This window comes from Streptomyces sp. NPDC058619 (assembly GCF_042717785.1).
Taxonomy (GTDB): Bacteria; Actinomycetota; Actinomycetes; order Streptomycetales; family Streptomycetaceae; genus Streptomyces.
On the sequence record NZ_JBHXQN010000094.1, the window covers coordinates 1 to 14,376 of the forward strand.

12 protein-coding genes and 2 pseudogenes are annotated in these 14,376 nt (G+C 68.3%); 7 read left to right on the forward strand and 7 right to left on the reverse strand.

Annotated features, from left to right (window positions below; genetic code table 11):
• From ACFWTC_RS37040 to ACFWTC_RS37055, 4 genes and pseudogenes are all read right to left on the reverse strand, one after another.
• Positions 1 to 287, reverse strand: a 287-nt coding sequence (locus ACFWTC_RS37040; protein WP_384075054.1) for a VOC family protein, incomplete at its 3' end; no start/stop codon positions are given.
• Positions 288 to 715: 428 nt separating this feature from the next.
• A complete protein-coding gene (locus tag ACFWTC_RS37045) occupies positions 716 to 1,075 on the reverse strand; it encodes a hypothetical protein (RefSeq protein ID WP_383926813.1) in 360 nt (119 codons plus the stop codon).
• A gap of 298 nt (positions 1,076 to 1,373) precedes the next feature.
• A pseudogene (locus tag ACFWTC_RS37050) lies at positions 1,374 to 1,673 on the reverse strand (SsgA family sporulation/cell division regulator); the annotation flags it as partial.
• A gap of 856 nt (positions 1,674 to 2,529) precedes the next feature.
• Positions 2,530 to 2,757: a hypothetical protein gene (locus ACFWTC_RS37055; protein WP_384030354.1), complete on the reverse strand. Its 228-nt coding sequence runs from the start codon at positions 2,755 to 2,757 to the stop codon at positions 2,530 to 2,532.
• 921 nt (positions 2,758 to 3,678) lie between these two features.
• Here ACFWTC_RS37055 and ACFWTC_RS37060 point away from each other — a divergent pair.
• Positions 3,679 to 4,548, forward strand: a pseudogene (locus ACFWTC_RS37060) (helix-turn-helix domain-containing protein); the annotation flags it as partial.
• Here ACFWTC_RS37060 and ACFWTC_RS37065 read toward each other — a convergent pair.
• The 3 genes from ACFWTC_RS37065 to ACFWTC_RS37075 all read right to left on the reverse strand — a co-directional run bounded on the left by ACFWTC_RS37065 (position 4,542) and on the right by ACFWTC_RS37075 (position 7,979).
• Positions 4,542 to 5,657 (reverse strand): HTTM domain-containing protein, encoded by a 1,116-nt coding sequence (locus ACFWTC_RS37065; protein WP_383926870.1) that lies wholly within the window; start codon positions 5,655 to 5,657, stop codon positions 4,542 to 4,544. The pseudogene ACFWTC_RS37060 and the gene ACFWTC_RS37065 overlap by 7 nt on opposite strands.
• 53 nt (positions 5,658 to 5,710) lie before the next feature.
• On the reverse strand, positions 5,711 to 6,334 hold the full coding sequence (locus ACFWTC_RS37070) for a DUF5819 family protein (RefSeq protein WP_383926867.1): 624 nt from the start codon (positions 6,332 to 6,334) through the stop codon (positions 5,711 to 5,713).
• 220 nt (positions 6,335 to 6,554) lie between these two features.
• Positions 6,555 to 7,979, reverse strand: coding sequence for an ice-binding family protein (locus tag ACFWTC_RS37075; RefSeq protein WP_384075057.1), 1,425 nt, complete (start codon positions 7,977 to 7,979; stop codon positions 6,555 to 6,557).
• Positions 7,980 to 8,751: 772 nt separating this feature from the next.
• Between ACFWTC_RS37075 and ACFWTC_RS37080 the strand changes: the two genes are divergently transcribed.
• The 6 genes from ACFWTC_RS37080 to ACFWTC_RS37105 all read left to right on the forward strand — a co-directional run bounded on the left by ACFWTC_RS37080 (position 8,752) and on the right by ACFWTC_RS37105 (position 14,183).
• Positions 8,752 to 9,258, forward strand: a complete 507-nt coding sequence (locus ACFWTC_RS37080; RefSeq protein ID WP_383926805.1) for a DUF4142 domain-containing protein — start codon at positions 8,752 to 8,754, stop codon at positions 9,256 to 9,258.
• Between the two features lie 203 nt (positions 9,259 to 9,461).
• The gene (locus ACFWTC_RS37085; RefSeq protein WP_383926802.1) at positions 9,462 to 9,692 is read left to right on the forward strand and encodes a DUF6480 family protein; all 231 of its coding nucleotides are present in this window, start codon (positions 9,462 to 9,464) and stop codon (positions 9,690 to 9,692) included.
• A gap of 171 nt (positions 9,693 to 9,863) precedes the next feature.
• Positions 9,864 to 11,120, forward strand: a complete 1,257-nt coding sequence (locus ACFWTC_RS37090) for a PP2C family protein-serine/threonine phosphatase (RefSeq protein WP_384030350.1) — start codon at positions 9,864 to 9,866, stop codon at positions 11,118 to 11,120.
• Positions 11,121 to 11,635: 515 nt separating this feature from the next.
• The gene (locus ACFWTC_RS37095; RefSeq protein WP_383926796.1) at positions 11,636 to 12,172 is read left to right on the forward strand and encodes a S8 family serine peptidase; all 537 of its coding nucleotides are present in this window, start codon (positions 11,636 to 11,638) and stop codon (positions 12,170 to 12,172) included.
• 349 nt (positions 12,173 to 12,521) lie between these two features.
• Positions 12,522 to 13,232, forward strand: a complete 711-nt coding sequence (locus ACFWTC_RS37100) for a hypothetical protein (RefSeq protein WP_383926793.1) — start codon at positions 12,522 to 12,524, stop codon at positions 13,230 to 13,232.
• Positions 13,233 to 13,436: 204 nt separating this feature from the next.
• On the forward strand, positions 13,437 to 14,183 hold the full coding sequence (locus ACFWTC_RS37105) for an IS3 family transposase (RefSeq protein WP_384030358.1): 747 nt from the start codon (positions 13,437 to 13,439) through the stop codon (positions 14,181 to 14,183).
• The last annotated feature ends 193 nt before the right edge of the window (positions 14,184 to 14,376 follow it).

A 14,376-nucleotide genomic window follows, 5' to 3' on the forward strand; every position in this document is an offset into this window, starting at 1 on the left:
ACGTGAAGTGTGACGGTTGTGCCTCCGCCGAGTGAGGTGGGTGCGGCGAAGGAGGCCCTCTCCGCCTCGTCGGCGCTGGCGTCGCCGAGCATCAGTGCGGACCGGCCTATGGTGATTTCGGCGTGCAGAATTCGGCCGTTCGGAGCGTCGATCCTGAATTCCTCGCGGGCGCCGAAAGCCCGTTGGTAGAAGTCGATGGCGGTGGCGGCGTCGTCGACCATGATGTGCGGGATTACGGCGTAGTGGTAGCGGTCGGGGATTTCGATGTGGGTTGTGTTCTCGGTCATGGCGACCCTCCGGGGAATGTCCGCTGGTCGGTTCCTGCGGCTCTGTGAGAAACCTAGGACCTCAAGTTGGCTTGAGGTCAAGGGCGTCTTCGCAGGCTGCCTCTGCAGAGACTTGCTCGCCGGCTTGCGGAGGTACTGCCGCCTGTGGAGTCCCCGACGATGCCCGGGTGCTGCCCTGCGCCGATCCGGAAGCGGCGTGGGACCTCCGGCCGTGTGGGTCACGCAGACTCGCGGGGCAGTTCCCGACCCCCGTCAGTTCGCGGGATGGGCGACCGGCGGACTCGGAGTCCTTTTCGTCGACGTTCGGCTGCTTGTGGGACGCCCGTCCCTGCGGCCCCACTGTGTTCCACAGCGCCGACGCCACAGACTGGGCCTTACCGCGAGTCGGCGATCTGGAACCTCACCGAATACGCCGGAAACCGCCACGTCTACGCGGTATTCGCCCTCCCCCGGGAGCGGCAGGAGCTGAGGTCCTCGCATCCCTTGCCCAGGCGTACGACGGTGGCTGGGGTGTCGGCGCCGGAGGTGACGGTGCGGAGGCTGCCGTTGGAGGCGGGGCCTGCGCTCGCCGACAGGCAGTGCTTGGTGTTCCGTGACACGACACCTTGGATCTTGCCTTGCTTCACCGTGACTGCCTCGGTCGCGGTGGTCGATGAGAGCATGCGCGTCGTGTAGTTGAGGGGCCAGCGGATGACCTTCGGTGTGGTGATCGTGGTGTTGTTGCCGTTCCAGCCGCTTCCGTTGTAGTCGACGACGGGATTGGCGAGGTCGGTGGCGTACTCGCTCACGGTGAGGCTGTCGGGGCTCGAGGCGCGGTCCAGTCCGATCGCCGAGAACCGGACTCGGGTGCCAGTGTTTGTCGTACGCACTGCTCTGCGGCAGGACGAATCGGTAGTCGTAGGCGTAGTAGCGGCCGTCTGTGTGGAGCCCGCATACGTCCGGCTGTCCGGTGCTGACCTCGAACATGCGGTCCATGTCGAAGACTCTGAGTCCCTTGTAGGTGTCGACGACGTAGAGGAGGTTCCTGTACCACGTGATGCCGCCGACGGCTCGTGGGCGCGCAGGAACAGTCGTAAACCCGGTCGATCATGCTGACGAGTGCGGCTCAGCAAGGAGGGCCTGGCGGCTGAGGCTCGACAAAAGACCGAGGGCAGTGGCGTTCACCTTGGCCGTCTTGCGGATCTTGACGCTCTCGTGAGCCTGGCCGGGTCGCTCCAGCCAGGCCGACACGCAGGCGGTGGGCGCCTCCAGCAGGGCGTCGCCGCTGGGGGAGCTGAGCGCCATGCAGAGGGCGGCCCGGTTGTCGATCTTGGTGGGCCAGATCCAGACGTCCCCGTGGCCGCACGGCCGGAAGACCCCCTCCACCAGCAGCTCGCGGGCGAAGGTCAAAGGGGGAACTCCGAACCACGACAGCTGACACAAACGATATACGCCCACAGAGGCTGTCACCGCAGGGAACGAGCACGCGTCACGCCCTGAACCGCGTGTGTTGCGAGGGAGGCTCGCCGAGGACCGGCGGCGCGCCTGGCTAAAGGCCGCGGCCAGCGGACTGGACGATCCGGACACGCGGTATTCAGCGTGCGCTGCGCTTCCTCGAGCCGGTCTTGGTCTTCGAGGATGGCGATCCGGGAGGCGACCTCGACGGGGACGCCCTGGTCGCGACCCACGGACGCGGGCCGCGATCGCAGGTGGCAGCGGGTGTGGCATCGCTGCCCGCCTCTCCCCGCGCCTCTCCTCGATGGCGTTGATAAGGCCCTGAGACCTGTCGCCTCTGAAGCCGGCCTGCGGGCGCGGTGGTGAGCACGAGATCGGCCTGGGCCCTGCCCGGCGTGCCCCATGTGCCGGTCGCGGGCAGCGGCACGCCTCGGTCGCGTATCTGGCGAGGGTGCCGGGCGCGTCGACCGCGGCCTGAGGCGAGCTTGGTGGACGGCATGACCTCAGCACCCCCTGCAGGACGCGAGAGAGGGCCGCGACGCCCTGCTCACCGTCGGCATGAACCGACAGTGGCCAGCAGCGCCGAGCCCCTGGCTCCCTTTGGGAGGGCCCGGAACGCGGCGGGCGGAGACACCGGCCTGGAACGTCCCGGTGTTCTGCTGACTCTCATCGAACAACGGACGGCCATACGGTCACCGGGCCGTGAGGCCCGGCCTGCGCCAGTCGGTCGTTGTGCCGAGCGGAGCGAGGAAGGCGGGCAGTCCCGTGAGGACCTGTAGGGATGCCGGCCCCCGCTGTGTGGGGCGGGTCAGAGGACGATGAGGCCGAGGCCAAGTCCGATGCCGCCGCCGTAGTAGCCGTTGCTCCATCGCCCGTAGTCGTAGTCGTAGTCGTTGTACTTGTCGCGGCAGTCGCAGTTCTTACGCCTGTCGTCGTGCACCTGCGTCTGGGGTGCGGCGGACGCAGTTCCGGCGACGGGGGTGAGGAGGGCGGCGGTCATGCAGGCCAGGGTGAGACCGCGGGCGATGTGCTTCATGGTCGAGCCTTTCGGATCATGCCTGGAGCGGACCCGGCCGACGCTATGTCCGCCTGCCCCTGTCCGCTCTTGGGACCAGCAAATGGTCCACCCTGGGCCTGATCGTCTCTGTGGTCGCTGGCATACGAGTGGTGGGCGGCGCTCCGCCGGTGCGGCGGGTATTCGAAGGAAGGTGTTCAGGTATGTTCTGGTGAGGCCTGGTCGCCTCGGGAAGGGCGGCTGCGGCTCACCGCCCCCCGCCCCCAGGGCTTGCCGTCACGTCGCCGGCCCCCGGGGCGGGGAGAGCGAGCCCCTGGTGCCCACGCCGGCGGCCGTTACCGCCCGTGCCGCATCCGTGGGCAAACCCGAGCCCCCGTGCCGTTCAGCTCGCCCCTGCCCCGCTCGGAACCCATGGTCTCTTCGGGGCCCAGCACGCGTCTGACCGGCCGAGCGGCTGACGGTCCTTACTCCGGAGGCCCGGGGTGTGCAGGCGAGGGCGGCTGATCACGTGTGAGGTGAACGTCGACTCCACGGGTCCGACCAGCAGCGACAACGGCTTCTGACTCTGCTCGCAGGCTAGCTTTCCTGCGGGGTCCAGAGGAGCGGCAGCCGGTCGCCGGCGGCCAGGACACGACGTGGACATGGCGGTGAAGACGGTCAGGCCCATCAGCATGCGGCCGGTGCCCGTAGCGACGGTGCCGGGCAGAAGGTCTCCTGCGGGGGCCATCTTCAGTGGTCCGCACCGGGCAGGGTTGGTGGCTCGGCGGGCAGCTTGTGGGTCGAGGTCGCCGGCGCCGAGGACGTCGTCGTACTTGCCGTTATTCCCCGGTGACGCCGAATAGCGAGGCTCGTTGTACATCGATACACGGCGAATGCCGCCCGGGCTCAGCCGTGCGGTTTCTTTCGGCTGGTAGACAGTCTGAAGCTGGAGGTAGACCGCCGGTGGCGGTGAATGAGAACCCGACCATCAGACGGATCAGGCTGGGCGCGGAGCTCCGGCGACTGCGCCTGGCGCGCGGCCTCACCGGTGTGCAGGTGGCTGAGCAGCTGATGGTTTCCCAGCCCAAGATCAGCCTCATCGAGACCGGCCGTCGGGCGATCAGTCCACGTGACGTACGGGATCTGTGCGGTCTGTACGGAGTCGCGGACCAGCAGGTCGTCGACGGGTTGATGCGGATGGCGAGGGAATCGGGGCGGCAGGGCTGGTGGAGCGCTTACGGCGAGGTCCCCAGCTCGGTCTACATCGGGTTGGAGATGGAAGCCTCTTCCATCAGTTCCTACGAGCCCATGGTGGTCCCGGGCCTTCTGCAGACCCCCGCCTATGCGACCGCGGTAATCTCGGGGATGATCCCTCAGCCCACCTCCGAGCAGGTTGCGGCACGCGTGGAGGTACGGATGCGTCGACAGCACCGGGCTCACCATCCGGCCCGTCCCTTCCGCCTGCGGGTCGTCCTGGACGAAGCGGTGCTGCGCCGTGTCGTGGGAAGCCCTGACATCATGCGCGAACAGCTCGAGCACCTCAACCGTCTCGGTGCGCAGCCGCACATCAGCGTGCAGGTCCTCCCCCATGATGCGGGGGCCCATCCCGGGCTGTCCGGACAGTTTTCCGTCCTCCACTTCGCCGATGCGCCCGGGACAGGAGCGGGGACGGGGATGGGGACGGTGTATCTCGAGCGGCTGACCAGCGACTTCTACCTGCAGCTTCGTTCGGAGGTCCGGAGCTTCAGTGTGATGTACGACCGTCTCCGGGCCCAGGCTCTGGACCCGGAGCGCACCGAGCGCCTTATCGCCCGGACGGCCCGGACCTATGTGGGACGAGCCGACGGGCGCCCGCCGAGTCCAGCAGAGTCGGGCTGTGTGCCGGGTGGCGCAAGCTGCGTGCCCTGTGGGGGGACTCTTACGGAAGTCGGGGAACCGGGCGCCTGCCGCCAAGGGGGCGTCTGACGGACCGTACGGCGGCACAGCGCGGCCAGTGAGGTGTAGAAGCGGTCGGGGAGGAACACGGCGTCCGCCACGATCATCGCTCCGGAGAACAGGGGCAGCCCCATGATCAGCGCGATGCCCAGGTGCATCCCCAGCAGCATGGCCAGGACCGGATACTTGAGCCTGCCGAAGAGCACGAAGGGGAAGGCCACTTGCAGGAGCACCGTCGTGTAGGTGGCGATCGCGATCAGGATCGCGTAGTCGTCCGCGAGGTGGGAGAGCGCCGGCCAGGGCTGGAAGAGTTCGAGGTTCAACACGTAGTGGAGCGCGGTGCCGCTGCCCCAGGAAGCGCCCTGGACCTTGTACAGGCCTGCTGACCCGTACAGGAAGCAGACCTCTGCCGCCATGACGAAGAGGGCGCAGTTGTGCACGACCGTCGTCAAGGTGGTGCGCGCTTCACGGAGGCGGGGCGACACACGGCTCTTCCGCTGTTCGGGCGCACCGGTAGTACGGGCCGTACGGAGGCGGTGTCTGCGGGCGTCCAGGGACCAGCGGCGGCCGCACGCGGTGAAGGCGAGGTAGATGGCCATCAGCAGGATCAGGTTGTCGCCTCCGTCCGTCATGAAGATGGCCTTCGCATGGAACGAGGTCACCACGACGGCGAACAGAACAGACGTGGCACGGGTCCGCCAGCCCAGCATGAACAGCGCCGACGCCAGGAGGGCCGTCACGTAGCAGAGTTCGAAGTAGGCGCGGCTGTCGGACAGGGCCAGGATGCTGTTCCAGCCCGTCTGGTCGAAGAGCTGCTGTGAGAGCTCCGGCGTCCAGGGAGAGGCGGGCCCCCAGATCTCGTGGCGGTGCGGGAACTCGCGCAGGAGGAAGAGCAGGTAGAGCATGCCGTAGCCGGCCCGCATGACCGCCACGGCGTACAGCGAGACGGGCCGGGCGGTGACCGCCGCGAGGCAGCGCTGTGCCGTCCTCTGCGTGTTGCCGCGCATGGAGCCCGCCGGCGGGGCGGGGCGGGGCGGGGGCTTGGGGGTGTGCTCAGTTCTCACGGGGACGTCACCTTCCACCACGGCAGAAGCCGTTCGTCGGCAGGCGCCGGCGGTTGTTTGCCGCCCGAAGTGCCCGGTGCGGCGATCGGCTGCGTGAGGACGCGAAGCTGGATGAAGTCGAAGGCGCCGCCGTCGCGGTGGGCCCTGACACGGGCCACGGCGATGTTCCGCAGGTACTTCTGCATCATCACGGCGCGGTCCGAGTCCGCCGTGTCGTCTCCTCCATGTGTTTCGCCGTAGGAGGTCCAGGCGCGGCGCAGGAGGTTCTGCGTCGTATGACTCGGGAAGACGTTGTGCTCCACCGCCGAATTGTCCACCGCGCTCAGATCGAACCAGGCGCTCACTTGAGCCGAACCGTTCGGGGCAGTGTGGGCGGTCCTTGCGAGAATCGTGCGATTTACGGAGTCGGGTTCAGGCGCGAAGAGCCGCCAGTTCTGTTCGAAGAGGGGAAAGACCCAGGCGTTGATCTGCGGACTGAACCGGTTCGAGACGGAATTGGGGGGCGCCACGTGGAGAAACAGCAGGACCACGTGGGTCAAAGTCGTCAGCAGACACACGGCCACCGCGGCGCGGAGCGTCACCGCCAGCACACGGGCGCCTAGGGCCGGCCGGTGCGGCATCGCTGTGCCATCGCGCTGCTCCCGCGGATCCGGATCAGATCCGGCCTGTTGGAGCTCCTTCACAGCCGGCGATTCGAATCCGCTCAACACGCCCCACCCTGCCTTTCTCGTATCGGCTGCTCACGTCCGGCCTTCCTGCGCGCCCGGTTGTGTGCGGCGGAGCCAATCAGGGCTCCGCCGCACGCCGCGGTCCGCTGGGCGGACTTCGTACGGCCCGTGCCTAGCCCTCGAAGACCTCGTAGTCGAAGTTCACGGGCTCGACGCCATAGCCATGGTGCGCACCGGGCTTCCCACCGTGGCCCGGCTTGCCCGGCCCCTCACCGTGACCGTGACCAGGCCTGCCCGGCCCCTCACCGTGACCGTGGCCCGGCTTGCCCGGCCCCTCACCGTGACCGTGACCAGGCCTGCCCGGCCCCTCACCGTGACCGTGACCAGGCCTGCCCGGCCCCTCACCGTGACCGTGACCAGGCCTGCCCGGCCCCTCACCGTGACCAGGCCTGCCCGGCTTGCCAACGTTCCCACCGGTGATGTTCCCGCCGGTGATACTTCCGCCCGTGATGTGCCCGCCGGTCGTATTGCCCGCGGTAGCGGCCCCGGTCGTGTTCCCCGCGGTGTTCCCGGAAGTGTTGCCGGAGATGTTCCCCGAGGTGCCGCCGGTCACGAGGTTCGCGATGGGGCCGCCGAGCAGCCCGCCGCCCGTCGTCACACCGCCGAGTACGCCGCCAAGGACACCCGAAGTCCCGCCGGTCGTACCGCCCGTGGTGCCAGCTGTCGTGCCGGTCGTCGTGCCGGTCGTGGTGCCCGTCGTGGTGCCGGTCGTCGTTCCGCCGGTGGTGCCGGTCGTGGTGCCCGTCGTCGTGCCGGTCGTGGTGCCGGTCGTCGTTCCGCCGGTGGTGCCGCCGGTCGCGCACGTCCCCAGGAAGATCCGGTTGGTGTCGAGTGTCACGGCGCCATTGCGGGCCAAGGCCCGGCCCTCGATGTTCGCACCCGTGGTCACGCTGATCGAGGTCAGCGCCATGATCGTCCCCACGAAGGTGGAGTCGGTGCCGAGCGTGGCCGAACTACCGATCTGCCAGTACACGTTGCACGCCGAAGCACCGTTGGTGAGAAGCACCCGGCTGGACGATGCCGTGGTCAGCGCCTCGGGAATCTGGAACACCCAGACGGCGTTCGGATCTCCGCCGGCGTTCAGGATGAGGTCGCCGGTGAGTCCCACACCGGCCACGGCCGTGTGGACACCGGGAAGCAGGGTGGTGCCCGTGCCGATTCCCGCCGGCAGCGCGAAGTCCGTGGCCTGGCCGGCGGCGTTGTTGTACGCCGTGACCAGGTCGCTCTTTGCCTGGAGGGCGGCAGCGTCAGCGGAGTGCACGGCACCGAGCACCTGACCGGGCGGGAATCCGGTGATCGCCGTGCCCGGGTGCACCCCGAGGTCGCGGCTGATCACGGAGGGGCCCGTGTTCGTGACCTGTGAGCCGGCCAGCACGGAGTAGCTCGCCGCCGTGGCCAGCGGCACCGGGGTGGCGATCGCCAGTGCCATCGTCGGAGTGACGGCGACCATGACGGCGGCGACCGTCGCCGCGATACCCGAGGCCAGCCCGCCGGACAAAGCACGGCGCCGAGCCGCTTGAAGGTTTCTCAGTTTCATCGAGAGGCCGTTTCCTAGAGGGGCCGTGGCATGCCGGGCCCTGACCGATCGCCCGGAAAGCCTGATGGATGAAACGGCATATTACGCAGTAACTCTCCGAGGCGAGGATGACCCCAAACAAAAAAAGGGGGCGCGCCGGGATACAGGAAAGCGAAGGACGCGCAGGTAATATCAGAATTCACGGCGGAGATCATCAGATATGCGACCTAAACAGGGAGTACATTTACCCTATGCGGGCCATTCTCCTCACCACCTGCCAGATAATCAGACCCGTCCACACGTGCGAGCATTCCGCCATTCCGGCGATTCGGATAAATCTCGGCGTTGCGTGCGCCTGTCACGCATTCTTTGCCCCGCACGGGTGACGGCGCCGACGGTGATGGAGCGGGAGCCGCCAGGCGACCGGAGCTCGCCGCCTGGCGGCTCGCCGGTCCCTGTCTCCGCCCCCGGACTGGAAACTCGAATCCATCCGGACGGGTCCGGTCCGAAGGCGCTACGCGTTCACGTCTGGGACTGCGCATGAGCGGTGGCAAGCCACTCGGGCGCGAGGAGGCCCACCGGATACTCGCGGAGGGCATCGAGTCCTGCCCGTGCTGCGGCCTCGAGAACACACTCGGCATGACCGCTGCATGGCGGGGCGGCCTGCAGGGCTGTGTCGGTGGCTTCAGCGTGTGGTTTGTTTTCAGGCGGTATGGACAGGCGCCGGGTGCCGCGGTCTTGCCGGCCTGCTCGGGCCGCCCGCGGTCTGGGAGGAACCATGCGTGCAAGAGTGTTGACGATCGCAGTGTTCACGGCTTCCCTGGCGTGTTCCGGGGTGTCGGCGGTGACCGCCGCTCCGGCTCCGGGCAGCGCCGATGCGCGTTTCGTGCAGATGGCCCACCAGAGCAACCTGGCGGAGATCGCCGCCGGTCAGGATGCCCAGAAGAACGCGACCACGACGTGCGTCAAGCAGGCCGGTGCCACTCTGGTCAGCGATCACACCAAGCTCGACGCCGAGCTCTCCGCGCTGGCGAAGAAGGGCGACGTCTCCCTGCCGGGGGCCCCGACCCGTGAGCAGCAGGCCACGCTCGCCGACGTCCGGTCCAAGGCCGGCAGCCCCGACTACGACAAGGCTTGGCTGATGGCTCAGGAAGCCGGCCACGCCAAGACGCTCACGCTAATCGACCAGCAGATCAGCCAGGGCCAGGACACCGAGACCACCACTGCGGCCAAGAAGGCGCGCCCGGTGGTCGCCATGCACCTGGACATGGTCCGCGGTGGGACCTGCCACGGCATGTGACAACGCCTCGTCCTGCGTGACGCACTCTCGCCGAGGGCCTGGAATTGCGGGCGTCCATCAGGCACTACGCGTGCTCACCTCACCGGGACGCGCCACCGACGGCGGGCGCCCTCACCGTGGCAAGACGGCTACCGGGTCGGCCGGACAGCCTCTGGGGCGTATACGCCGGGCAGCTGCTCAAGCTTCTCCGAGGAGGTCACGTCATGTCCGCACAGGATTCGGAACCAGATCCGCGCCGTACGCCTTCACCCGGCGCAAGGACCGGGGTCCCGCCTGGCGAGACTCCGCCCGGCGAATCAAGCACTGGCACAGGAACCGGACCGTACCGGCCCCTCACCCGCGGCTGGGGAAAGGGACCCCTGGTGCTGATCTGCCTCCTTGCCTTCGTCATCGCCCTGTTCTTCCTGGCCTACGCCATCACGCTGAACCTCTGAGGTGGCTGATCCCGCGCCGACCCAGCTTGGCTGGTGAAGCGGATGGTCTGCGGTCCCGCGTTCCCTCGTCTTCCAACGCTGCTCTACAAGCTTCGCGCCGGGTCAGGGGGTCCGCCGACCGGTGGCGGCGCATGCTGGGAGGGGATATCCACGGCTTGGGAGGATGAGGACGTGGACCGGCACTCGGACATGCTGGAGATGCTCACCCGGATCCTGGACGACGGGCACCTGTGCTCGTTCGATCAATTGCCCGGCCTGGTGGCCGGCCACGCAGGCCGAGCCGGCATGGACAACGTGCGGATCTTCCTGGCCGACCTGCGAGAGCAGGTCCTGCGGGAGGCCACCGGCCGCGGCATCGATGCCGCCGAGGGCGGCGAGACGCTCCTCATCGAGGGCACGCTGCCCGGCCGCGTGTTCACCACCATCCGCCCCCTGCCAGGCCCCGAAGCCACTCCCCGCAGATGGTGGGTGCCCATCCTCGACGGCACCGAACGCATCGGCGTCCTGGGCGCCGACCTCGCCGACGGAGTCGAGACGGAACAGCTGAACACCCTGGCCTCCCTGGTGGGCCTGCTCGTGGTCGGCAAACGACCCCACAGCGACGCCCACCCCCGCCTGGTGCGCACCGAGGCGATGAACCTCGCCGCCGAACTGCAGTGGAATCTGATGCCGCCACGCTCGTTCGCCAATTCGAACGTGGTAGTCGCCGCGGCGATGGAGCCCGCCTACGAGGTCGGCGGCGACGCGTTCGACTACGCCATCGCCGGTGATCAGGTGCACCTGGGCATCTTCGACGCCATGGGCCACGACAGCCACGCCGGGCTGGCCGCCAACGTGGCAGTGACCGCCTGCCGCAACCAGCGCCGCCAGGACACCGACCTGGTCACCACCAGCGAGCGCATCGAGGAAAGTTTGATCGAACACTTCGGGCACAACACCTACGTCACCGCCGTACTGGGAGATGTCAACGCCGACACCGGACTCTTCAGCTGGATCAACCGCGGCCACCACCCGCCCATCCTCATCCGCGCCGGCCGCTGGACCACCGCCCTGTCCTGCCCGCCCGCCCACCCGCTCGGCACCGACCTGGGACTCCCCATCACCCTGCGCCGCGAGCAGCTGGAACCCGGCGACCGCATCCTGCTCTACACCGACGGCATCACCGAAGCCCGCGACCGTAACGGCCGCCCCTTCGGCATGGACCAGTTCACCGACTTCGTCATCCGCCACCACGCCAACGGCCTGCCCGTCGCCGAAACCCTGCGTCGCCTCATGCGGGCCGTCATGGACCACCACGACGGACGCCTCGCCGACGACGCCACCGTCCTGTGCCTGGAATGGCACGGCCCCAGCCGCAACAAACAACTACGCCCCACAGGCCCCGAACACACACGCGTCGAAACAGCGGTGTCGCGAACGCCGAACTGAGACGTCCAGGGGCACGTTGAGGACAGCGCTCGAGCGAACCTCTCATCCGCTTGGGGGCCATCGCGCATGGAGCCTGGCCCCACCCGTGACGTCCTCCGGTCACGGCGAGGGCACCTGACGTCTGCAAACGAGTACACCCCGGGCGCCCGGCGCGGCTGCGTTCGCACGGTGGGGAAGCGATGGACGGTGATGCCGGGATCGGCCCGGCACGCCGTGAGAGAGGGGAACCGTGCAGCGTGGGGTGGAAGGGCGACACCGTCACCTTCCCGTACCACAGCGCCAAGGTCACCTGTCAGAAGATGCAGGCCTGAGGGCCCCGGCGCCGCCGTGACCGGCGCCGGGGCGCGGGGTTGGCCGCCGTGGGCCGTGGACGGCGCCGGGCCGCCCCCGAACGCCACGTCCCCGAGCCCGTCCCACGGAACGCGTCGAGGGCTTCGCCCGCGAGATCACGATGAGCAACGCGCGCCTCCTCATGCCATACCTGCATCTGCCCCCGAATTGTGGGTTCTGGACAGGTGGGAGCCATCGACGAGAAGGCCATGCCACTGAAGCTCTCCTCCCACGGGCACACCACGGACCTGTCCGCATACGGCAGCAAGGCCACGATCCGCTGCAAGGAGAACACCGCCTGGTGCGTGAAAGATGGAGGCACCTCGTACGCCACTGCCCTGGCTTCCGCCTCCGCCGCTCTCGTCTGGTCGGCTCACCCCGATTGGACCGCGAACCAAGTCGCGCGCGTCCTCATCGAGACCGCCGGTGGCCCCACGGACGGCGCCAAGCGCAACGACTGGATCGGCTACGGGGCGGTCCGCCCGCGCATGGTCCTGCTCGAAAAGGCGGGCAACCCGGGAGCCCCTGACGTCGACCCCCTGGCCCCGGCCCCCACGAACACGCCCACCCCGACCCCCAGCACCGGGCAGACCGCTGCGGCCCCGGCGGAAGCTGCGTCTGCGGAAGCGGGCCTGCCTTGGCAGTGGCTGGCACTCGGCGCCGTCATCGGCGCGGGCCTCGGCCTCACCGGCACGCTGATCGTCAAGCGCCGCCGCAGCTGACCCGTCCGGGCCGCCCCGCCCCGGCTGGCGATGAGCCCCGCGGTGGTCTCAGTGCAGGTCGTGACGCCCCACCGGCCTCAACGGCCCGGTCCCACCCTCCCGCCCGGCTGGCCCCCTCAGGCCCGAATTCGCGGTGCGGGGCCTTGTGCGACATCCCGCGAGTTCCCCGCACCTCCGCGGAGCACTTGACCCTGTGGCCAGGGGGTTCTTCCTTCGTCGGGGGCTCGACTGCCCACTGACGTAGCTTCGAGATTCCTGAATGTCTCTCACCCTGTCCGGCCGATCTGTGCTCTGGATGAATGCGAGGGTCGATGCCCCTCGGTGTAGTGGCTGGGGGATGATCTCCTGTGTGACAAAGGAAGCGGATGCAGGTGTGGGAGTTGATGAAGCTCATGCATGGGACGCGCGGTTGGGCTGGGCGTTCGGGCTGATAGCCGACGATCCGGCCGAGCGGGCTGCGGCGCTGGTCCGTCTTGCTGATGCCCAGGGGAACGTGCGGGATGCCCTTGGTCGGTTCAACGACTTGTGGCGCTTGACACTGTCGCTTGGCGGACAGGAGCAGTGGCGGGATCCGGCCTTCCTGCAGGCACACGAGATGTACGTCGAAGCCGGGAGGTACTCGCTGCCCAACGCATTGTGGAACCGCCCGGCCGGGGACGTCGGGACCTGGCAGGGTCTGCCCTATGCGCTCCTCTTCCTGGAATGGGAGGCAAGGTATCCGCAGGAGTGGACCCGGCATGCCAAGAAGTGGGGCACGAAGCAGAGCCTCATACGGGACGTGGCGGCCGCTGGCCACGGCGAGACGGCCAGGGCGAAGCTCACCGACCTGGTCGAGATCGTCGTTCGGAGGGCCTACCGCTGTAAGGACCGCGAGTACCTGCGCGTTGCTCGAGCCGTCGACAGTGAGGATCTGCGCGGCAGGCTGGAGACTGCCGCTCGGTCTGACAATCCATGGGCACGGCGGCATGCCGGCTATGTTCTCTGGCTCCTCGATCGTCCCGAGGTGCCCAATACGATCCACGTCTGGCAGAACTGGATTGCGGCCGAATCCAGAGGGTGAGGCATCCATCCGTCCCCCTCCTCCGCGAGGCAGTCGCCGACTCGGTCTTCCTCTTTCGGGTGCTCTGCCGGGCTGTGACGTAACTTCGGGATTCCTGAAGCGTTCTCAGCCCGTGCGACCGATCTGCGGTCCGGTCGACGGCGAGGAGGCGCGGGTTGACGGCGCTGGCAGTAGTGCGGGACCTGCGCGAGTACCGGGAAGGCCCTGGCCCACCAGATCACGGTGATCCACATCGCGTCCCGGCGGAACTACGGCGTCCCGCGCGTCACCGCCGAACTGCGCCGGCAGGGCCAACCGGTCAACCACAAGCGGGTGGCACGGGTCATGCGGGAGAACGGCATCGCCGGGAACAGCCGGCGCACCGGCCGCCGCAGCCTGACCAAGACCGACACCAAGGCCGCCCCGTCACCGGACCTGATCGGCCGGGACTTCACCGCCACCCGACCCGGACCAAAGATCGTCGGAGACATCACCTACATCCCCACGGCCGAGGGCCGGCTCTACCTCGCCTCGTGGCTGGACCTGGCCACACGCGAGATCATCGGGTACTCGATGGCCGACCACCACCGCGCCGAGCTTGTCGTCGACGCCCTGGACATGGCCGTCGCGCTGGGACGCCTGGAGCCCGGCTGCGTGATCCACAGCGACCGCGGATCGGAATACACATCGGGACAACTCCGCGACATAGTGCGCGAGTTGGGACACCGGCAGAGCATGGGCCGGACCGGGAGCTGCTTCGACAACGCCGCCGCGGAGAGCTTCTGGGCCGTACTCAAAGAGGAGATCGGCACCCGCTTCTGGCCCGACCGGGCCACCGCCCGCGCCGACATCTTCGACTTCATCGAAACCTTCTACAACAGACGCCGCCTACGCAAGCACACCCACTGGGGCTACCTCACACCCCACAAGACACGCCTGCGCTACCGACAAGACCAAGCCCCCGCGGCGTAACAGCAACGTGTTCAAGATCACGGGAAAACATCAGGCCCAACACCGTTGCGTTAGCGCCGTGAGCGGTTGCTGAGGCCGTGCTTGAAGAACGCGACGGCGGTGTGGATGGTGTAGTTCTGGGCCCTCTGGGGGTGCTGTCCGGCGTTCGGGCCGTACTTGCTGGTGGGGTTCTTGCGGGTGCGGGCCTTCACTC

Bases quoted from the DNA above. Each gene is read 5' to 3' on its own strand.
- ACFWTC_RS37055 (WP_384030354.1), bottom strand. From the start codon at position 2,757: ATGAAGCACATCGCCCGCGGTCTCACCCTGGCCTGCATGACCGCCGCC.
- ACFWTC_RS37065 (WP_383926870.1), bottom strand. From the start codon at position 5,657: ATGCGCGGCAACACGCAGAGGACGGCACAGCGCTGCCTCGCGGCGGTC.
- ACFWTC_RS37070 (WP_383926867.1), bottom strand. From the start codon at position 6,334: ATGCCGCACCGGCCGGCCCTAGGCGCCCGTGTGCTGGCGGTGACGCTC.
- ACFWTC_RS37075 (WP_384075057.1), bottom strand. From the start codon at position 7,979: ATGAAACTGAGAAACCTTCAAGCGGCTCGGCGCCGTGCTTTGTCCGGC.
- ACFWTC_RS37085 (WP_383926802.1), top strand. From the start codon at position 9,462: ATGTCCGCACAGGATTCGGAACCAGATCCGCGCCGTACGCCTTCACCC.